The sequence below is a fragment of the Pseudomonas sp. C11 genome (assembly GCF_034683865.1).
In the GTDB taxonomy this organism is placed as follows: domain Bacteria; phylum Pseudomonadota; class Gammaproteobacteria; order Pseudomonadales; family Pseudomonadaceae; genus Aquipseudomonas.
Genome location: NZ_JAWIIP010000005.1, coordinates 144,944 through 164,949 on the forward strand (window position 1 = coordinate 144,944; position 20,006 = coordinate 164,949).

Consider the following 20,006-nt stretch of genomic DNA (forward strand, 5'->3'; position numbering starts at 1 on the left):
CGGCGCGGCTGACCCAGGGTGGTTATACCGCGTCGCGCGGCAGGAGCAGCCCCAGCGGCAAACGCACCCGCGCCTCCAGCCCACCGCCGCTGCGATTGCGCAGCTCGACACTGCCACCATGCAGGGCCGCGATGCGCTTGACGATGGCCAGGCCCAGGCCGGTACCACGACCGCCGCGCGCACGATCCCCGCGGATGAAGGGGTTGAAGATGCTGTCGAGCTCAGCCGGATCGATACCGGCTCCACGATCCAGCACGCTCAGCACCACATAAGGCGCGCTCTGATCCCCAGCCAGACTGGCGACCACCTCCACCGCATCGCCACCGCCGTGGTTGAGAGCGTTCTCCACCAGGTTGGTGAGCAGGCGCTTGATCGACACGCGGCGCAGCGGGAAGGGCGGAATGCTCTCCAGGCACAGGCGCACACGCTCGCTGCCCTGGTTGTAGGGCGCCAGGGTTTCCCGCACCAGCTCGGGGAAGTCGGCTTCCTCCACCGGCTCGCCGCGGCCATCGCGGATGAAGGCGAGGAACTGGTCGAGGATGGCGTCCATGTCCTCGATATCGCGCACCATGTCGTCGGTCAGCTCGGTGTCGGTATCCATGAACTCCAGGGCCAGGCGCAGACGCGTCAGCGGCGTGCGCAGGTCATGGGAAACCCCGGCGAGCATCAGCTCGCGCTCGCGCGCGGCCTGCTCCACGTCCTCGGCCATCTGGTTGAAGGCGCGGTACACCTCGGTCATCTCGCTCGGTGTATCGCTGATCGGCAGGCGCACGCTGCGCCCCTGACCGAGCTGGCGAGCGGCATAGACCAGGCGTTTGAGTGGCGCGTTGAGCTGACGCACGAAGATCCAGGCCGCAGCGGTGGAAATCAGGCCGATCCCGAGGAACCAGCCCAGCACGCTCCAGATGCGTTGCCCACGCAGCGGGTGCGGATACATCGGCACCCGCACCCAACCATCGCCGAGGCTCGGCGCGCGCACCCAGAGCGCAGGCGGCGTGGTCGCGCGCACCCGCGTTTCGGTGTCGGGGCCAAGTTCGGTCTGCATCTGCCGCTGGAATATCTCGCTGTACGGCCAGTGCTGCTCGTTGGGCGGCACCTGATCGCTGGGCGTGCGCTTGAGCCCGGCGGCCTGCGCGACACGCTCGCGGTCACTCGGGTCGGTCGCCCAGTAGGCGCGCAGGGTCAGCGCCGCGCCGTGACTGTACTGACGGTCGACCAGCACGTCCTCGTTCATCATCAGGTACACCAGGGTCAGCGCCTTGGAGAACAGCACGACGACGAGCACCAGCCAGAGGGTGCGGGCAAAAAAACTCTGCGGGAACCAGACGGGGGCTTTCACGAGCGCAAAACCGTAGGAGCGAGCTCTGCTCGCGAAAACGCAACTTCGATTCGCGAGCAGAGCTCGCTCCTACACATCACTTATTGCCATCCGGCACGAACACGTAACCCACACCCCAGACGGTCTGGATATAGCGCGGCTTGGACGGATCCGGCTCGATCAGGCGACGCAGACGGCTGATCTGCACGTCGATGGAGCGTTCCAGCGCATCCCACTCGCGGCCACGGGCCAGGTTCATCAGCTTGTCGCGTGTCAGCGGCTCGCGCGCGTGCTGCACCAGTGCCTTGAGCACGGCGAACTCGCCGGTAGTAAGCATGTGCACTTCCTCGCCCTTCTTCAGCTCGCGGGTAGCCAGCGACAGCTCGTATTCGCCGAAGGTGACGCTCTCGTCCTCGGTACCCGGCGCCCCTGGCACCACCGGCGCCTGGCGACGCAGCACAGCCTTGATCCGCGCCAGCAGCTCGCGCGGGTTGAAGGGTTTGGCCAGGTAATCGTCGGCGCCCAGCTCCAGGCCCTGGATGCGGCTGCCTTCGTCACCCTTGGCGGTGAGCATGATGATCGGGATCTGGTTGTTCGACTCACGCAGGCGGCGGCAGGCGGAAAGGCCATCCTCGCCGGGCAGCATCAGGTCGAGCACCACCAGATTGAACAGCTCGCGCGCCAGCAGACGATCCATCTGTTCGACGTTCTCCACCGCGCGTACCCGATAGCCCTGCTCATCGAAGAAACGCTCGAGCAGGCGACGCAGGCGGGCGTCGTCGTCGACGATGAGAATCTTCTCGCCTTCGGCAGCAGGGATAGCGGACTGGGTCATGGTGTCTCCTTGGACAGCCGTACGATGGACGGCAAGTGGCGGCATTATCGCTCAGGCACTGAGCCGGGCGCTTCGACCATTGTTAGCAGATTTTTCCCCGAATGGTTCGCAGCGTGCGCGAGTGCGGTGTTTATAATGCGCCGCTTTCGTATCCGGCCCGCATTTCTGCGGCCACCCTGTCGTCCCAGTGGGTAGCTTTATTTATGGACAGCATCAACAACCGCATCGCCGAAGAACTGGGCGTGCGCCCGCAGCAAGTCGCCGCCGCCGTGGCCCTGCTCGACGAAGGCTCTACCGTGCCCTTCATCGCCCGTTACCGTAAAGAAGTGACCGGCAGTCTCGACGACACCCAGCTGCGCCACCTGGAAGAGCGCCTGCGCTACCTGCGCGAACTGGACGAGCGCCGCATGGCGATCCTCGCCAGCATCGAGGAGCAAGGCAAGCTCACCCCGGAACTCAAGCGCGAGATCGACCTGGCCGACACCAAGACGCGCCTCGAAGACCTTTATCTGCCGTACAAGCAAAAGCGCCGCACCAAGGGCCAGATCGCCCTGGAAGCCGGCCTCGGCGAACTGGCCGATGCGCTGTTCAGCGATCCGAGCCTGACACCCGAGCAGGAAGCCGAGCGTTTCATCGACGCCGAAAAGGGCTTCGCCGACGTGAAAGCCGTGCTCGAAGGCGCCAAGTACATCCTCATGGAACGCTTCGCCGAAGACGCCGCCCTGCTCGACAAGCTGCGCAGCTTCCTCAAGGACAACGCCACCCTCAGCGCCCGCCTGGTGCCGGGCAAGGAAAACGAAGGCGCCAAGTTCAGCGACTACTTCGAGCATGACGAAGCGCTCAAAGGCGTGCCGTCGCACCGTGCGCTGGCGATCTTCCGTGGCCGCAACGAAGGTATTCTCAGCGCCAGCCTCAAGGTCGGCGAAGAACTGCCGGGCAGCATGCATCCGTGCGAGGTGATGATCGGCGAACGCTTCGGCATCAGCGCGCAAGGCCGTGCCGCCGACAAATGGCTGGCCGAGGTGGTGCGCTGGACCTGGAAGGTCAAGCTGTACAACCACCTGGAAACCGACCTGCTCGGCGAGCTGCGCGAGAAGGCCGAGGACGAGGCGATCAGCGTTTTCGCCCGCAACCTGCATGACCTGCTGCTGGCCGCCCCGGCCGGTCCGCGCGCCACCCTGGCGCTCGACCCGGGCCTGCGCACCGGCTGCAAGGTGGCCGTGGTCGATGCCACCGGCAAGGTGCTGGAAACCGCCACCGTCTACCCGCACGCCCCGCGCAACGACTGGGACGGCACCCTGGCCATCCTCGCCAAGCTCTGTGCCAAGCATGGCGTCGACCTCATCTCCATTGGCAACGGCACCGCCAGCCGCGAAACCGACAAGCTGGCCGCCGAGCTGATCAAGAAGGTGCCGGGCCTCAAGCTGACCAAGGTGATGGTTTCCGAAGCCGGCGCCTCGGTGTACTCGGCCTCGGAGCTGGCCGCCCGTGAATTCCCCGATCTCGACGTGTCACTGCGCGGCGCAGTCTCCATCGCCCGCCGCCTGCAGGATCCGCTGGCCGAGCTGGTGAAGATCGACCCGAAGTCCATTGGCGTCGGTCAGTACCAGCACGACGTCTCCCAGCTCAAGCTGGCGCGCAGCCTGGACGCCGTGGTCGAGGACTGCGTGAACGCCGTCGGCGTGGACGTGAACACCGCCTCTGCCGCCCTGCTGGCGCGCATCTCCGGCCTCAACGCCACCCTGGCGCAGAACATCGTGCAATACCGCGACGCCAACGGTGCCTTCGCCTCGCGCGCCGAGCTGAAGAAGGTGCCGCGCCTGGGCGAGAAGACCTTCGAGCAGGCCGCCGGCTTCCTCCGCGTGATGAGCGGCGACAACCCGCTGGACGCCTCCGCCGTGCACCCGGAAACCTACCCGCTGGTCGAGCGCATCGCCCAGGACACCGGCCGCGACATCCGCTCGCTGATCGGAGATTCGGGCTTCCTCAAGCGTCTCGATCCGGCCAAGTTCACTGACGAGCGCTTCGGCCTGGTCACCGTCGGCGACATCCTCAAGGAACTGGACAAGCCCGGCCGCGACCCGCGCCCGGAGTTCAAGACCGCCGAGTTCCAGGAAGGCGTGGAAACCCTGAACGACCTCAAGCTAGGCATGGTGCTCGAAGGCGTGGTGACCAACGTCACCAACTTCGGTGCATTCGTCGACATCGGCGTGCACCAGGACGGTCTGGTGCACATCAGCGCGCTGTCGGAGAAGTTCATCAAGGATCCGCACGAGGCGGTCAAGGCCGGCGACGTGGTCAAGGTCAAGGTGATGGAAGTGGACATCCCGCGTAACCGCATCGCCCTGTCCATGCGCATGGGCGATACCCCCGGCGAGAAAGTCGAGGGCGCGCGCGGAGGTCAGCGCGGCAATGGCAACCGTGGCGGCAACACGCCGCGCAGCGAGCGCCACTCCAGCCAGGACAAGCCGGCGCCCGCCACCGGCGGCATGGCTGCACTGTTCGCCAACGCCAAGCAGTTGAAGAAATGAGTACGACTGACAACGTCGGCGCCAGCAGCGCCTTTTCCCGCCTGCTCGGCCTGGAGATCCTCCAGGTCGGCGGTGGCGAGGCGCGCGTGCGCCTGACCCTCACCGACGAGCTGCGCAACCTGCACGGCAAGCTGCACGGCGGCGCGCTGTTCTCGCTGATCGATACCGCCATGGGCCAGGCCAACCACAGCCTGGGCGATGGCGGCCCGAGCAGCGTGACCCTGGAGTGCAAGATCAACTATATCCGCCCGGTATCCGAGGGCAGCGTGCTGTGCCACGCCAAGGTGCTGCACGCTGGTCGCCGCACCCAGGTGGTGGAAGCCGAAGTGCTGCAGGGAGACAAGCTGGTCGCCAAGGCACAAGGCACCTTCGCCTGCGTGTAATCGACCGGGCGCGAAGTCGTCTAATGTGGCTGCATCGTCGCCCCTTGCAGAGTGCGGGGGCGATCCCCATATTGTGGCGACTGCCCAGTTAGGAATTGCATCTTGAGCGACCTTCTCTCACGCCGCCTGGCCCAGCTCGGCGAGCCGGCCAACCTGTCCCTGCTGGGTGAATGCCTGCACGGCATCGAGCGCGAATGCCTGCGCGTCGATCGCGACGGCCAACTGGCCCTGACCCCGCATCCGCAAGGACTGGGCTCGGCACTGACGCACGCGCAGATCACCACCGACTACTCCGAATCGCTGCTGGAATTCATCACCGGTACGGCCACCGACGCCGCGGCCACCCTGGATGAACTCGAGCGCATCCACCGTTTCACCTACACCAAGCTCGACGGCGAACTGCTGTGGAGCCCGTCGATGCCCTGCCAGTTGCCGGATGAGGAGACCATTCCCATCGCCCGCTACGGCAGCTCCAACATCGGTCGCCTCAAGTACGTGTACCGCAAGGGTCTGGCGCTGCGTTACGGCAAGACCATGCAGTGCATCGCCGGCATCCACTACAACTTCTCCCTGCCGGAGAAACTCTGGCAGCTGCAGCAGCAGAGCGAAGGCAGCGAGCAGAGTGCACGCGACTACCAGTCGGCGCGCTATATCTCGCTGATCCGCAATTTCCGCCGCTACAGCTGGCTGCTGATGTACCTGTTCGGCGCCTCGCCGGCGCTGGACAAAGGGTTCATGCGCGGCCGCCCGCACCAGTTGCAGGAGCTGGATGCCAGCACCCTGTACCTGCCGTACGCCACCAGCCTGCGCATGAGCGACCTGGGCTACCAGAGCAGCGCGCAGTCCGGCCTGACCCCCTGCTACAACGACCTGTCCAGCTACACCGACAGCCTGCGCCTGGCCGTCGGCACGCCCTACCCGCCCTATGTCGAAGCCGGCACCAAGCGTGGCGACGAGTGGCTGCAACTGAACACCAACATCCTGCAGATCGAGAACGAGTACTACTCGAGCATCCGCCCGAAACGCGTCACCCGCAGTGGCGAGCGGCCAATCCAGGCACTGATGAGCCGTGGCGTGCAGTACGTGGAAGTACGCTGCCTGGACATCAATCCCTTCCTGCCGCTAGGCATCGACCTGGCGCAGGCACGCTTCATCGACGCCTTCCTGCTGTTCTGCGCCCTGGATGACAGCCCGTTGCTGGAAAACGGCGAGTGCAGCAACTGCACCAGCAACTTCCTCAAGGTGGTCAAGGAAGGCCGTCGTCCTGGTTTGCATCTGCAGAAGGGCGCGCAACAGGTGGAACTCAAGGCCTGGGCTGATGACCTACTCACGCGCATCCTGCCGCTGGCCGAGTTGCTCGACCGCGCCCAGGGCGGTAATGCCCATGTCGAAGCGCTGGCACAGCAGCAGGCCAAGGTAGCCGATGTCGAGCGCACGCCTTCCGCTCAGGTGTTGGCCACACTACGCCAGGGCATGAGCTTCACCGAGTTCGCACTGCAGCAGAGCCGCCAGCACGCCGAGTACTTCCAGGGCCAGCCGCTGGATGCCGAGCAGCAGGCTGTTCTGGAACAGGTTGCGGGCCAATCGCTGGCCGAGCAGGCCGAACTGGAAGCCCAGCCGGAAGGTGATTTCGACGCCTTTGTCGCGGCTTACCAGGCCAGCATCCTCGCCGTGGCGGTGTGAGACTCGTCACAAAGCCAGCCAGCGGAGCCAAAGGGCGGACGAGCGGCCATACGGCCGCTCGAACGGGCAGCTAGCATGAGTTCAACGGACTGAATGGGAGCACGCCAGATGGCGCCCGAGCGACACGATGCCTCGCCCCAATGGAGCCTGGAAGGCCTCACCAAAGCGTACCAGCAAGGTTACATGGCCGGGCTCACCGGCCTGCCCCGCACGCGCCAACCCTACCCCGCCGAAGTACCGGCAGCAGCCTGGGAGGCCGGCTGGGACGACGGTCGCGAGCAGTGGCGCCTGCATCAGCGCAGCGCCTGACCTTGGCGTAGGAGCGGCTTAAGCCGCGAAGCTCGCGGATAAATCCGCTCCTACAGCTCGCTCCACAGCGCGAAGGGCGAACTGGAACGCCGGCCGCTCGTAGCGCCAGCGAACAGTCCGCTGTGCCATGCCAAGCGCTGTAGGGTGGGCTTTAGCCCACCGATTCAGCATGCCGTGATCCCTTCACCGACACCCAACAGGCAAAGGATCCGTCACCCTCTACAGAGCCTTCTCGAACACCTTGGAATTACGCTGATAGTTGTACAGCGAGGCACGCGCCGCGGGCATGCGCTCGACGCTGCTGGGCTCGAAACCGCGCTCACGGAACCAGTGAGCCGTGCGGGTGGTAAGCACGAACAGGGTCTTGATGCCCTGCGCCCGCGCCCTGGCTTCGATACGTTCGAGCAATTCGTCGCCACGGCCGCCATGCCGGTAGTCAGGATTGACCGCCAGGCAGGCCAGTTCACCGCAGTCCGATTCGGCGATGGGATAAAGCGCGGCGCAGGCAATGATCAGCCCCTCGCGCTCGACGATACTGAACTGCTCGATTTCGCGCTCCAGCACCTCGCGCGAACGGCGCACCAGAATGCCCTGCTCTTCCAGCGGGCGGATCAGCTCGATCAGGCCGCCGACATCCTCGATGGTCGCCTCGCGCAGCGATTCGAACTGCTCCTGCGCCACCAGGGTGCCGTTACCGGTGCGGGTGAACAGCTCGCTGAGCAATGCACCATCGGTGGCATAGCTGACGATATGGCTGCGTTTGACCCCGCCCCGGCAAGCCTGAGCAGCAGCGTCGAGCAATTCGCCCTGGTAGTTGCAGCCCAGGCGCGCCAGGTGCGCCGGCACCTGCTGCGGACGCAGCTCGCGCACCAGCTTGCCACTCTCGTCGAGCAGGCCGTCTTCGGCGCCGAACAGCAGCAGCTTGTCCGCCGCCAGGTCGATGGCCGCACGCGTGGCGACATCCTCGCAAGCCAGGTTGAAGATTTCCCCGGTGGGCGAATAGCCCAGTGGCGACAGCAGCACGATGCTGCGCTCGTCGAGCTGGCGATTGATGCCCTTGCGGTCGATACGCCGCACTTCGCCGGTATGGTGATAATCGACGCCGTCGACCACACCAATCGGCCGAGCGGTGACGAAGTTGCCGCTGGTCAGGCGCAGACGCGAGCCCTGCATCGGCGACGCAGCCATGTCCATCGACAGACGCGCTTCGATGGCGATACGCAGTTGCCCCACCGCATCGATCACGCATTCCAGGGTCTGCGCGTCGGTGATGCGCAGGCCGCGATGGTAGTGCGGGGTCAGACCGCGCGTCGCCAGACGCGCCTCGATCTGCGGGCGCGAGCCATGCACCAGCACCAGACGCACGCCGAGGCTGTGCAGCAGCACCAGGTCATGGACGATATTGGCGAAATTGGGATGGGCGACGCCCTCCCCCGGCAACATGACCACGAAGGTGCAGTCGCGGTGGGCATTGATGTAGGGCGAAGCATGGCGTAACCAGTTGACGTAGTCGTGCATGTAAAGATCCGTGAGCGTCGAAACGTAGGGCGGGTGCAACCCGCCATGGCCATTTGGCGGGTTACACCCGCCCTACCTCTCATCGTCGCAGCACGTCTTCACTCCGGGTCAGGCAATAGTGTTGGATCAGTTCGCGCAGTAGCGTCACCGTAGGTTCGATACGGGCCAGCTCCAGGTGTTCCCCAGGCTGATGCGCGCAATCGATGTCGCCAGGGCCGAGCACCAGCGTCTCGCAGCCAAGGCGCTGAAGATAAGGCGCTTCGGTGCCGAACGCCACCGCTTGCGCGCTGTGCCCGGTCAGGCGTTCAGCCAGGCGTACCAGCTCGGCATCGGCGCTTTGTTCGAAGGGCGGTACGGCCGGGAACAGCGGGCCATAGTCGATGCGCACCTCGTGCTTGAGTGCCAGCGGCTGCAACTTGCTGCGAATGGCCGCACGCAATTGCTCCGGATCCATACCCGGCAAAGGCCGCAGGTCGAACTCCAGGGCGCACTGGCCGCAAATACGGTTGGGGTTGTCACCACCATGGATGCAGCCGAGGTTGAGCGTCGGTTGCGGCACGCTGAACTGCGGGTTATTGAACTCGCGCTGCCATTGCGCACGCAGCCCACGCAGTTCGCCCATCACATCCTGCATGGCTTCGAGCGCACTGTGGCCGAGGGCGGGATTCGAGGAATGGCCGCTACGGCCGAGAATGTCGATGCGCTCCATCATCACGCCCTTGTGCAGGCGGATGGGCTTGAGGCCGGTCGGCTCGCCGATCACCGCCGCACGTCCCAACGGCCGGCCGGCATCGGCCAGCGCACGCGCGCCGGCCATCGAGCTTTCCTCATCGCAGGTGGCGAGAATCAGAAGCGGCTGCTGAAAGGGCTGATCGAGCAGCGGCCGCACCGCTTCGATGACCAGGGCGAAGAAGCCCTTCATATCGCAACTGCCCAGGCCCACCCAGCGGTCGCCCACCTCGGTCAGCTTGAGCGGGTCGGTCTGCCACAGGGCGGCGTCGAAGGGCACGGTATCGCTGTGCCCAGCCAGCACCAGGCCACCGGGGCCGGAGCCATAACTGGCGAGCAGGTTGAACTTGCCGGGGGAAATCTGCTGGGTTTCGCAGGTAAAACCCAGATCACCGAGCCAGGCGGCGAGCAGGTCGATGACGGGCGCGTTGCTCTGATCCCAGTTGGGCTGGGTACAGCTCACCGAGGGCGCGGCGATCAGCGCGGCGAACTGCTCTTGAAAGGACGGCAGGGGCATGGGCGCTCTCCTGAGACGATGCCCCATCATAGGGACATCGTCTTGTCGGTGAAACCGCCAGAGCGGAATCAGACGCCGCCGAACAGCCCGCGCAGGATGAAGAAGAAGATGATCGACAGCACCGCACCAGCCGGCAGAGTGATGATCCAGGACAGGAAGATCTTGCCGATCATGCCCAGGTTCAGCGCACCGATGCCGCGTGCCAGGCCGACACCAAGAATGGCGCCGACCAGGGTGTGGGTGGTGGATACCGGCAGGCCCAGACCCGACGCGCTGACCACGGTGGTGGCAGCAGCCAGTTCGGCGGCAAAACCACGGCTGGGGGTCAGCTCGGTGATTTCCTTGCCGATGGTGGCGATCACCTTGTAGCCATAGGTGGCCAGACCCACGACGATGCCCAGTGCGCCCAGCAGCAGGATCCAGCCCGGCACGATGGATTTCTCCCCAGCGGCCAGGTCACCACCACTCTGGATCACGCCGACGATGGCCGCCAGCGGGCCGACGGCGTTGGCCACGTCGTTGGAACCGTGGGCGAAGGCCATGGAGCAGGCAGTGAAGATCATCAGGATGGCGAACACCTTCTCCACGCTGGAGAAGTGGAAGGCCTTGTCCGCTTCGGCATCGACGTGGATGCGGCTGAGCAGGGCGATACCGATCAACATGACCAGCACGCCGATGCCCAGCGAGAGCATGAAACCCTCGGTGCTGGTGAGATCCAGGCCGACGTGCTTGAGGCCCTTGCTCAGGGTCATCAGCGAGATCATGAAACCGGTGATGAACATGTACAGCGGCACGAAGCGCTTGGCGTTCTTGAACGGCTCGTCGGTGTCGATGATCAGCTTCTGCACGCTAACGAACAGGCAGAAGGAAATGATCCCGGCGAGCATGGGCGTGACCACCCAACTGGCGACGATGGGACCGACGCCACTCCAATGCACCGCGTCGACCGACACGCCGACAGCCGCGAAGCCGATCACCGCACCGACGATGGTGTGGGTGGTGGACACCGGCCAGCCACGCATCGACGCGACCAACAGCCAGGAACCGGCGGCCAGCAAGGCCGACATCATGCCCAACACCATGAGGTTGGGACTGATCAGATTGGCATCGACGATGCCGTTCTTGATGGTTTCGGTCACCTCACCGCCGGCCAGGTAGGCACCGCAGAATTCGAAGACCATGGCAATGATGATCGCCTGCCGGATGGTCAATGCACGCGAGCCAACGGATGTACCCATGGCGTTGGCTACATCGTTGGCCCCGACACCCCAGGCCATGAAAAAACCGAAAAGGCAGGCAAGCACGAGCAGAACCAGCCCGTAGTCCGCAATCAGAGACATAAAGTAAGTTTCCGTAGATCCCAGAAAGGACACTGGCGCTTAGCGCGCCAGCAGTTGTTCCAGTCGGTTGCCCACTCGTTGGGCACGGTCGGCGACGTCGCCGATCCAGTCGATGATCTGATAGAGGAACATCACATCGACCGGGGGAAGATCCTTCTCCAGCTTGAACAGCGTCCGACGCACTTCGATCTGCAGGCGGTCGGTATCGTGCTCGATCACACCGAGCTCTTCGATCAGCGTCTCCACCAGCACGGCCTCGCGGCCGGCAAAACCGGTCTCGAGCAGCTCGTCGAGTTCGTTCATCGCCTTCAGCGCCTGCGCGCTGGCATCCACACTGCGCTGCACGTAGGTGCGCATCAGCGGTTGCAGTGCCTGCGGAATGGCCATCTGACGGCCGAGCATCAGGCCGGCGATGTCCTTGGCACGGTTGGCGACTTTGTCCTGTACACTGAGCAGCTCGAGCAGATCCGAGCGCGGAACTGGCAGGAACAGGCTCTTGGGCAGGTGCAGACGGACGCTTTTCTTCAGTTTGTCCGCTTCATGCTCCAGCCGGGACATGTCCTGTTGTACCTGTTCGACCCTGGCCCAATCCTCGACCATCACGGCTTCGAAGAAGGGCACCAGGTTCGCTGCGCACTCATGCGCCTTGGCGATGTGCTGCTGCATGGGGCCGATGGGAGAACGGCCGAACAGGCTGACAAAAGGATTGATAGGCATAGGGTAAACCCCTGTTTTGAGAAGGGCGCAAGTATAGGGATCGACTTCGCCGGCCGCCAGCGCGCGTCATCGGACTGTCACAATTTCATATCTAGGCGTCATACCTGCTGACCATGGTCAAAGAAACCGAAATCAAACTGCGCGCCAGCCGCGCCACACTGGCCGCGCTGCGCGAACACCCACTGCTGAAGAAGCGCAACAAGAGCGGCTGGCAGCACACACCGCTGTTCAACCAGTACTACGACACGCCCGCGCGTGACCTGGCCGGGGCCAAGGTCGCCCTGCGCCTGCGCCGCGACGGCGAGCAGTTCATCCAGACCCTGAAAAGCCGCGGTCAGAGCGTGGCCGGGCTGTCCGAGCGCAACGAATGGGACTGGTACCTGGACACGCCTGAACTCGACCTCGGCAAACTCGACGACCAGTGCTGGCCGGCCAGCCTCGCCGATCTCGACAAAACCAGCCTGATGCCGCTGTTCACCACCGATTTCGTGCGCGAGAAGGCCGAGATTGCCTGGGGTCGCGGCAAGGCCAAGGTGGTGATCGAAGCCGCCCTGGACTTGGGCAAGGTGATTGCCGGCGAAGGCGAGGAAGAAATCTGCGAGCTGGAACTGGAGCTGCGCCAGGGTGAACCGGCAGCCCTGCTGGAACTGGCCTGCGAACTGGCCGAAGGCCTGCCACTGATGCCCTGCGACATCAGCAAGGCCGAACGCGGCTATCGCCTGTTCGATGCCGGCAGCTACAGCCTGAGCCTGCCGACACCCACGCTGAGCGGCGAAATGAGCCTGGACGATGGCTTCGCCGCACTGGCCTGGCACCTGCTTGGCGCCAGCCAGCGCCTGGCCGAGCAATATCGCTGGAATGGCCACTGGCGGCTGCTGGCCGAATGGGTCGAACGTCTGGGCGAATTGCGCGCTCTGCTCGGCAGCCTCGGCCAGGCCGTGCCGCGCGCCAGCAGCCGCGAGCTGCGCCAGGGCCTGGACGCTCTGCTCGACGACTGGCGTCCGCGTCTGCTGGCCGGCCAGGATGACGAGTCGATGCGTCAGGCGGCGCCCGCCCTGTTCGCCAGCGAACTGGATTCGCCGCGCTGGGGCCTGCTGTCGCTGCAACTGGCACGCTGGCTGCTGGCCGGCGGCTGGCGCGAAGGCCGTAACACCCGTGGCCAGCGCCAGGGCGAGGCGGCATTGGTCAACTGGCTGAGCACACAGCTCGCCGACGAAGCCGCCCAGCTCAACCTGCGTGGCTATCAGGCGCTGCCGCTGCGCCTGGTCGAGCAACAGCCGCGCCTGGAGCGCATGCTGGTCTGGCTGCGCCTGGCGCGCCAGGTACTCGAGGTGGACGAAGTCGATCGTCTGTATGGCGAGCTGAGCAAACTGAGCGACCTCACGCTGCAGAACGCCGAGGCCGAGGCCATCACCGAGCAGTGCATCAAGGTGCAGCAGTTGCGCGCCTGGAAGGCCTTGCTGCGCTGATCCGGCAAAACCTGGCCGGCGACGCTGTCGTCCGGCCTGAGTCAGGCGGCAGGACGCCGCCCTCATGGAATCACCTGCCATGTTGCGACGTAGCCTGAAATCGCTCCTTACCACCTGGCTGACCGGCCTGCTGGCTCTGCTGCCACTGGCCTTGACCCTGGCCTTGCTGGGCTGGATCGTCAGCCTGCTCAATCGCCTGATCGGCCCGGCCACCCTGGCCGGCCAATTCTTTGCCGCCCTCGGCCAACCCTTTTCCAGCAACGGCTACACCGCCTGGCTACTGGGGAGTCAGGTGCTGGTCGCCAGCCTTTATCCCCTGGGCCTGGCCGTGCAACTGGGCCTGCGCAAACCGCTGACCTGGCTGCTCGACCGCACCCTGCGGCGCACGCCGATACTGGGCAACCTGTACGACCTGGCCGACCGTTTCGTCGGCCTGCTGGACAAGAGCAAGAACCCGGACATCGCCACCATGGCGCCGGTCTGGTGCTTCTTCGGCGGCGACGGCGCAGCCGTACTGGCGCTGCGTCCTAGCTCGGAAAGCATCGAACTGGAAGGCCGCGCGTACTGCGCCATTCTCGTGCCCACCGCACCCATTCCCATCGGCGGTGGCCTGCTCTACGTGCCGGTGGACTGGGTACGCCCGGCCGATATGGGCGTCGAACAACTGACCAGCATCTACGTCTCCATGGGCCTGACACCTCCCGGCAAGCCAGCCCAAGGCAGTCCATCACCCGGCCAGGAGCGGGCGCAGAACGATTAGCCCAGCGGCAGGCTGGTGGTCGACTTGATCTCCGACAGGGCAACGATGGAGTTCACCTCCTGGATGCCCGGCACCAGCGACAGCTTCTCGAAGAAGAAACGTTCGTAAGCCTCGATATCGCGGGTGACGATACGCAGCATGAAATCCACCGCGCCCATCAGCACATGGCATTCCAGCACCTCGGGAAACTCGCGCATGGCCTCGGCGAATTCGGTGAGATTGGAGCGGCCATGAGCGTTGAGTTTGACCTGAGCGAACACCTGGGTGTGCAGACCCACACGCTTGCGATCGAGCAGGGTCACCTGCTTGCGAATCACCCCCTCGTCCTTGAGGCGCTGGATGCGCCGCCAGGAGGGTGACTGCGACAGCCCGACACGCTCGGCGATCTCGGCGGTGGACAGACCGGCATCTTCCTGCAGCAGGGCGAGAATGCGTTGATCGTAGGCATCCAGGGTGACGGACATAAAAATTCCTTTAAAAAGACGATAGCCGGAACAGTTATCCAACAATAACCGCAAAACACAGAAAACGAGGCAGAACTTTTGCCGCAACAAGGCAGAAACTTGAGCAAAACCAACCTGAGTCGCCGCCATGCCCGCTACCACTCCCCTTGCCACCCTCCAGCAGCGTCGTGATCCCTGGCAGGAACGCCCGGACGCCTGCGTGCACTATCGCCTGCGCACCGATGCCGAAGCGGACGTGCTGTGCCGCCTGCTCGGACTTTTCGCCCAGTTGCACCTGCTGCCCGAATCCCTGCAGGTCGCCCGCCGGCAAGACGACCTACACATCGATCTGCAGATCCAGGGCCTTTCGTCGCACCGCGCCGGCGTCCTGGCGCAGAAGCTGCGTGGCCTGGTGTGCGTCTGGGAGGTGGACTGGCGCCACCTGGATCACAGCCTGAGCAGCGAAGTGGCCTGAAGCGGGCACTGACTCACGCCCGCCCTTCGCCCTGCTCATGCTTTTCGGGCATCCTAGTTCGGCTACCCTTGTTCAGGCCGACCCCGAGGAGCCCGCATGTCTGCTATCCACACCACCACCCCGGACCGCGTACTGGATCTCGGCGATCTGCTGCGTGAGTTGGTCAGCGAAGGGCGTGTGGAACAGGACGTCGCTGAACAGTGCCTGGCGATCCGCCGTAGCGCGGTGAACAACCAGCAGCACCCGCTGGAGTTTCTCGCCGCGCAGCAGTTGGACGATCTGACCCGGCCCGGCAAGAAGCTCGACCTGGAAACCCTCACCGTCTGGCTGGCCAAGTACGTCGGCCAGCCCTACCTGCGCATCGACCCGCTGAAGATCGACGTGCCGGCCATCACCCCGCTGATGTCCTACGCCTTCGCCCAACGCCACAAGATCCTTGCCGTCGCGGTGGACAGCGAGAGCGTCACCATCGCCAGCGGCCAGCCGCTGGTGCACAGCTGGGAAGCCAACCTGATCCACGTGCTCAAGCGCCCGATCAAACGGGTGGTAGCCAACCCGGCGGACATCCAGCGCTTCACTACCGAGTTCTACCGCCTGGCCCGCTCGGTCAGCGGTGCCAATGCCACTGACCAGAAGATCAGCGGGGTCGGCAACTTCGAGCAACTGCTGAGCCTCGGCGCGCAGGATCAGGAGCCGGACGCCAACGACGCGCACATCGTCAACATCGTCGACTGGCTGTTCCAGTACGCCTTCCAGCAGCGCGCCAGCGATATCCACATCGAGCCGCGTCGCGAACAGGGCACGGTGCGTTTTCGCATCGACGGCGTGCTGCACACCGTCTACCAGTTCCCGGCGCAGGTCACCATGGCGGTGGTCAGCCGCCTGAAGAACCTCGGCCGCATGAACATCGCCGAGAAGCGCAAACCGCAGGACGGCCGGGTCAAGACCAAGACGCCCGATGGCAACGAGGTGGAACTGCGCCTGTCCACACTGCCCACCGCCTTCGGTGAGAAGATGGTGATGCGTATCTTCGACCCGGAAGTGCTGCTGAAAAGCCCGGATCAGCTGGGCTTCTCTCCCGAAGATCTGCGCCGCTGGGCGAGCATGACCAGCCAGCCCAACGGCATCATCCTGGTCACAGGCCCCACCGGTTCGGGCAAGACCACCACGCTGTACACCACGCTCAAGCAGCTGGCCACGCCGGAAGTGAACGTCTGCACCATCGAAGACCCCATCGAGATGATCGAGGGCGCCTTCAACCAGATGCAGGTGCAGCACAACATCGACCTGACCTTCGCCAGTGGCGTGCGCGCGCTGATGCGCCAGGATCCGGACATCATCATGGTCGGCGAGATCCGCGACCTGGAAACCGCAGAAATGGCCATCCAGGCGGCGCTGACCGGCCACCTGGTGCTCTCCACCCTACACACCAACGACGCCCCCAGCGCCATCACTCGCCTGCTCGAACTGGGCGTGCCGCACTACCTGCTCAAGGCCACCATCCTTGGCGTCATGGCGCAACGCCTGGTGCGCACCCTGTGCCCACACTGCAAGGCGCCGGTGCAACTGGACGAAGACACCTGGAGCGGCCTGACCCGCCCCTGGAGTTCCCCCCTGCCAACCCAGGCGCATCATGCCGTCGGCTGCCTGGAATGCCGCGAAACCGGTTATCGGGGCCGTGCCGGCGTGTACGAGATCATGCTGCTCAACGATGCGATCAAGCCGCTGATCACTGCCGATACAGACCTGACGGCGCTACGCCGCGCCGCCTTCAAGGACGGCATGCGCAGCCTGCGGCTGTCCGGGGCGCAGAAGGTCGCCGCCGGCCTGACCACCATCGAGGAAGTGCTGCGCGTCACTCCGCAGAGCGAGCAACGCTGAACGGCTCACAACGCTGATAACGCGTGGTTCCAAGCTGTGGATGCCAGGCGAACAGATACTGGCCATCCTTGAGCTGATTCACCAGCCAGCGGCTGATCTCTTTCCGCACGGCCGGGCAACCCTGGCTGCGTCCCATGCGCCCCTGACTGGCGACCAGCTCAGGCGCCACATAATCGGCGCCATGCAGCACCAGTGCGCGACTGCGCGCCTGGTCGTTGAGCCCTGGTTCCAGGCCGTCCAGACGCAGTGCATAGCCGTGCCGGCCGACATAGCTCTCGGCACCGATAAACAGGCCGAGGCTGGACTGATGACTACCCGTCAGATTGGAAAAATGCTCGGCGATGAACTCGCCGGAAGCTCGACCATGAGCGACGAAATCCCGCAGCAACAGACGCTCCGCCTGCAGATCGAACAGCCATAACCGCTGCTGCGCCGAAGGCAGTGAATAGTCGATCAGCGCCAGCCTGCGCGCGGGGTGCGCACCGCCAGAGCCGGCACAGTCCAGCGCGGCCAGTGCAGCCCGCAATGCCTGTGGCGCGAGCTGCGGCGCCTGCTCTTGCAGCTTATCGAACCTGTCTGCATGGGCTGTGGAGGCCAACAGCGCCAGCAGCATGAGCCATCGGCGAAACCTGTGAGCGGAGAACATGCCCACCTCCAAAAGAATTGACGAACCTGCACACCCTGCGAAGAGGTCGGCGGCATACCAGACACGCCTATGCTTAGATACAACGATCTTAAACAGGGAGTGCAACGATGTTCAGCAGAGGGAATCACGAAGCCGGCCGTGCCATGACCGATGGACGAACGCCTGCATGATTGCCTATCTGCAACAACTGGCTTTCTGGGACTGGCTAGGCCTGGCCACAGCCCTTCTGGTTCTCGAAGTGTTCGGTACGGGCGGCTACCTGCTCTGGGCCGGCTTAAGCGCAGTCACGGTAGGCACATTGACGTTCCTCATCCCCAATCTACCCTGGCGTTGGCAGTTCCTGCTGTTTGTGACTCTGGGTCTGCTCACCATGCTGAGCTGGCGGCGCCATCAGCAGCGCGTACGCTGACATCCGGCCTGGCAACCGGCCATCGCCTCGCGGGAACCCAGACGTTCATTTGCCACTCCTAGCAATACCTATCAACGCACAGGAGTGCCACCATGCGAGTACTGAGCCGAGCCGCCCTCGTGCTGGGCGGTTGCATGATCGTTCAAGCAGCGTCAGCCGACGGGATGCTGCGTGACATCCTCTCGTCGGGCGCTACCACAGCGTCCACCTACCTCACCTTCAAGGATCGCAAGCTGGTCGCAGCGGCCGAGGAAGATGCCAGCAGCTTCGTCGCCAGCGCTGGTGAGATCCGCGGCCCACATCTGGAGGCCGCCCTGCAGAAACTGCGCGCAGGCAATCCGCAACTGCAGCAGGCCGATGATATGGAGCTGGCCAGCGCCATATTGGCCTCTTCGGCAAGCGAGCCACAGCGCCTGGCGGCAGAATGAAAAAAGGCCCGACTCCAAAGGAGGCGGGCCTTTTTTCATACCATTGGCAGAAGCGGTAGCTCTGCCCTGGCGATTACATCAGCGGCAGGGTGTAGCTGACGATCAGACGGTTTTCGTCGACGTTGCGGCTGAAGTTGTCACGCACAGTCGCGTTGCGCCAGCGAACACCGAGATTCTTCAGTGCGCCTTCCTGGAACACGTACATCAGTTCGGTGTTGCGTTCCCACTCACGACCTTCGGACAGCCCTGCACCACGATCAATGTTGTCACCCGTCAGATAACGGGTCATGAAAGTCAGCCCCGGAATACCGATGGAAGCAAAGTTGAAGTCGTAACGCGCCTGGTAGGATTTCTCGTCCTTGTTGCCGAAATCACGAATCTGAACGAAGTTGACCAAGAACGGGTCAGTGCCATCGATAAAGGCATAACCGGTATCACCACTCATCTTCTGATAACCCAGGCCGAAAGAATGGCCATCCAAACCGTAGGTGATCATGGCACCGAAAGCTTTGTTGTCGACGTTGCTGCGGTTGCCGTCGTCGGTAGAACGAGCAAATCGTACATCGGTCTTCAGACTCTGCTTGTCGCCCAGCGGCAGGACATGCACGAGGTTGAAGGAGTGCTGCTTATAGAGCTCGTCCAGATTGGAATAGTAGTAACCGGCGGTCAGCTCTTTGGTCAGTTTGTAGGTGCCACCGATGAAATCGAAAGAATCGGTGGTAGTACCGCCAGTGGTGGTAATGCCACGACTGGCAGCACCGCCGCGAGCAATAGCGATGTCTTCATAATCGCCAGAGTTACGGTGGTTTACCTCACGAACATGCGCAGCCTCAAGCATCAGACCATCGATTTCTTGAGAGACGATATGGCCGGCTTGAAAGACCTGAGGCAGCAGACGACCGTCGCTGGAAGCGATGGCAGGGTTCTTAAACTGCATCTGACCAACACGCAGGGTGCTATTGGAGACTTTCACCTTGGCAGCAACGGCCAGATCAGAATAGTTATCCTGAGAACCACCCGACGAGCGATCAGGAACCAGCAGGCCACTGCCGGCAGTACCATCTCCCGAATCCAGTTTGAAGCCGAACATACCGATGGCATCGGCGCCGAAGCCCACGGTTCCTTCGGTGAAGCCGGAGTTCAAACGAAAAATGAAGCCCTGCGCCCATTCTTCTTGCTTGGACTGGCCTGCATCCTCGCGAAAGTCACGATTGAAGTAGAAGTTACGAGCTTCCAGGCTAGCTTTGGTATCGCCGACCAGGTCAGCGAAGGCCATTTGGCTCAGGCCCAAGGTGCTGGCGGCTACGGCCAGTGCCAGGGAGGTCTTTCTCATTATGTTTCTCTCCAGTGTGTTTAAGGTGACGCATCGCCCGGCGCAGACTTCGGCACGAAGAGGCAGGCCTGGGACGAATAAGGTGCGCACACACGCGGGCGATCGCTACGGATACGCATGGCTGGCGGTACGCTTGAAATCAGGAAGGGGAACGCAGTGGGAGGCCCAAAGGCAGGGACAGGCAGCTTGTTGGGTTCATAGTCGGCACTCACATCGTTTTTATTGTGTGCCAGCGTCCATGAAGCCGGCCCTATAACATTGGGCCAAGGCAGATAGCGTGCC

19 protein-coding genes are annotated in these 20,006 nt (G+C 63.8%); 10 read left to right on the forward strand and 9 right to left on the reverse strand.

Annotated elements, in window-relative coordinates:
* Positions 1–22 precede the first annotated feature (22 nt).
* Both VC352_RS10180 and ompR read right to left on the reverse strand, forming a co-directional pair.
* Positions 23–1,339: an ATP-binding protein gene (locus VC352_RS10180; RefSeq protein ID WP_322979449.1), complete on the reverse strand. Its 1,317-nt coding sequence runs from the start codon at positions 1,337–1,339 to the stop codon at positions 23–25.
* Between the two features lie 76 nt (positions 1,340–1,415).
* On the reverse strand, positions 1,416–2,153 hold the full coding sequence (gene ompR, locus VC352_RS10185; protein ID WP_322979450.1) for a two-component system response regulator OmpR: 738 nt from the start codon (positions 2,151–2,153) through the stop codon (positions 1,416–1,418).
* A gap of 203 nt (positions 2,154–2,356) precedes the next feature.
* On the opposite strand from ompR, the gene VC352_RS10190 reads away from it, so the two are divergent.
* From VC352_RS10190 to rmf, 4 genes are all read left to right on the forward strand, one after another.
* The gene (locus VC352_RS10190) at positions 2,357–4,684 is read left to right on the forward strand and encodes a Tex family protein (RefSeq protein WP_322979451.1); all 2,328 of its coding nucleotides are present in this window, start codon (positions 2,357–2,359) and stop codon (positions 4,682–4,684) included.
* Positions 4,681–5,067 (forward strand): PaaI family thioesterase, encoded by a 387-nt coding sequence (locus VC352_RS10195; protein WP_322979452.1) that lies wholly within the window; start codon positions 4,681–4,683, stop codon positions 5,065–5,067. The genes VC352_RS10190 and VC352_RS10195 overlap by 4 nt, the downstream gene beginning before the upstream one ends.
* Positions 5,068–5,169: 102 nt before the next feature.
* Positions 5,170–6,750 carry a glutamate--cysteine ligase gene (gshA, locus tag VC352_RS10200; RefSeq protein WP_322979453.1) on the forward strand — a complete coding sequence of 527 codons (1,581 nt, stop codon included), beginning with the start codon at positions 5,170–5,172 and terminating at the stop codon, positions 6,748–6,750.
* Positions 6,751–6,858: 108 nt separating this feature from the next.
* Positions 6,859–7,059, forward strand: coding sequence for a ribosome modulation factor (gene rmf / locus VC352_RS10205; RefSeq protein WP_322979454.1), 201 nt, complete (start codon positions 6,859–6,861; stop codon positions 7,057–7,059).
* Positions 7,060–7,278: 219 nt separating this feature from the next.
* Here the strand turns inward: rmf and argA are convergent, their stop codons facing one another.
* The 4 genes from argA to VC352_RS10225 form a co-directional block, all read right to left on the reverse strand.
* Positions 7,279–8,577, reverse strand: coding sequence for an amino-acid N-acetyltransferase (gene argA, locus VC352_RS10210; RefSeq protein WP_322979455.1), 1,299 nt, complete (start codon positions 8,575–8,577; stop codon positions 7,279–7,281).
* Positions 8,578–8,656: 79 nt separating this feature from the next.
* Positions 8,657–9,823 carry an acetylornithine deacetylase gene (argE, locus tag VC352_RS10215; RefSeq protein ID WP_322979456.1) on the reverse strand — a complete coding sequence of 389 codons (1,167 nt, stop codon included), beginning with the start codon at positions 9,821–9,823 and terminating at the stop codon, positions 8,657–8,659.
* A gap of 68 nt (positions 9,824–9,891) precedes the next feature.
* Positions 9,892–11,163 (reverse strand): inorganic phosphate transporter, encoded by a 1,272-nt coding sequence (locus tag VC352_RS10220; protein WP_322979457.1) that lies wholly within the window; start codon positions 11,161–11,163, stop codon positions 9,892–9,894.
* Between the two features lie 39 nt (positions 11,164–11,202).
* A complete protein-coding gene (locus VC352_RS10225; protein WP_322979458.1) occupies positions 11,203–11,880 on the reverse strand; it encodes a TIGR00153 family protein in 678 nt (225 codons plus the stop codon).
* A 113-nt stretch (positions 11,881–11,993) separates the two neighbouring features.
* Between VC352_RS10225 and VC352_RS10230 the strand changes: the two genes are divergently transcribed.
* Both VC352_RS10230 and VC352_RS10235 read left to right on the forward strand, forming a co-directional pair.
* On the forward strand, positions 11,994–13,349 hold the full coding sequence (locus tag VC352_RS10230) for an inorganic triphosphatase (protein ID WP_322979459.1): 1,356 nt from the start codon (positions 11,994–11,996) through the stop codon (positions 13,347–13,349).
* A 79-nt stretch (positions 13,350–13,428) separates the two neighbouring features.
* Positions 13,429–14,109 (forward strand): DUF502 domain-containing protein, encoded by a 681-nt coding sequence (locus VC352_RS10235; RefSeq protein WP_322979460.1) that lies wholly within the window; start codon positions 13,429–13,431, stop codon positions 14,107–14,109.
* Here VC352_RS10235 and VC352_RS10240 read toward each other — a convergent pair.
* The gene (locus VC352_RS10240; RefSeq protein WP_322979461.1) at positions 14,106–14,573 is read right to left on the reverse strand and encodes an Lrp/AsnC family transcriptional regulator; all 468 of its coding nucleotides are present in this window, start codon (positions 14,571–14,573) and stop codon (positions 14,106–14,108) included. The two genes, VC352_RS10235 and VC352_RS10240, sit on opposite strands and share 4 nt — an antisense overlap.
* A gap of 127 nt (positions 14,574–14,700) precedes the next feature.
* Between VC352_RS10240 and VC352_RS10245 the strand changes: the two genes are divergently transcribed.
* Together VC352_RS10245 and VC352_RS10250 are read left to right on the forward strand one after the other, a co-directional pair.
* Positions 14,701–15,027 (forward strand): hypothetical protein, encoded by a 327-nt coding sequence (locus tag VC352_RS10245; RefSeq protein ID WP_322979462.1) that lies wholly within the window; start codon positions 14,701–14,703, stop codon positions 15,025–15,027.
* A 96-nt stretch (positions 15,028–15,123) separates the two neighbouring features.
* Entirely contained in the window at positions 15,124–16,908 is a 1,785-nt protein-coding gene (locus VC352_RS10250) for a GspE/PulE family protein (protein ID WP_322979463.1), read from the forward strand.
* Here the strand turns inward: VC352_RS10250 and VC352_RS10255 are convergent.
* Entirely contained in the window at positions 16,883–17,521 is a 639-nt protein-coding gene (locus VC352_RS10255) for a murein L,D-transpeptidase catalytic domain family protein (RefSeq protein ID WP_322979464.1), read from the reverse strand. The genes VC352_RS10250 and VC352_RS10255 overlap by 26 nt on opposite strands.
* A 199-nt stretch (positions 17,522–17,720) precedes the next feature.
* Here VC352_RS10255 and VC352_RS10260 point away from each other — a divergent pair, with 199 nt between their 5' ends.
* Together VC352_RS10260 and VC352_RS10265 are read left to right on the forward strand one after the other, a co-directional pair.
* Complete coding sequence (locus VC352_RS10260; protein WP_322979465.1) at positions 17,721–17,963, forward strand: NfeD family protein; 243 nt, start codon at positions 17,721–17,723, stop codon at positions 17,961–17,963.
* Positions 17,964–18,055: 92 nt separating this feature from the next.
* Positions 18,056–18,391 carry a DUF2388 domain-containing protein gene (locus VC352_RS10265; RefSeq protein ID WP_322979466.1) on the forward strand — a complete coding sequence of 112 codons (336 nt, stop codon included), beginning with the start codon at positions 18,056–18,058 and terminating at the stop codon, positions 18,389–18,391.
* Positions 18,392–18,464: 73 nt separating this feature from the next.
* Here the strand turns inward: VC352_RS10265 and VC352_RS10270 are convergent, their stop codons facing one another.
* The gene (locus tag VC352_RS10270) at positions 18,465–19,724 is read right to left on the reverse strand and encodes an OprD family porin (RefSeq protein WP_322979467.1); all 1,260 of its coding nucleotides are present in this window, start codon (positions 19,722–19,724) and stop codon (positions 18,465–18,467) included.
* Positions 19,725–20,006 lie beyond the last annotated feature (282 nt).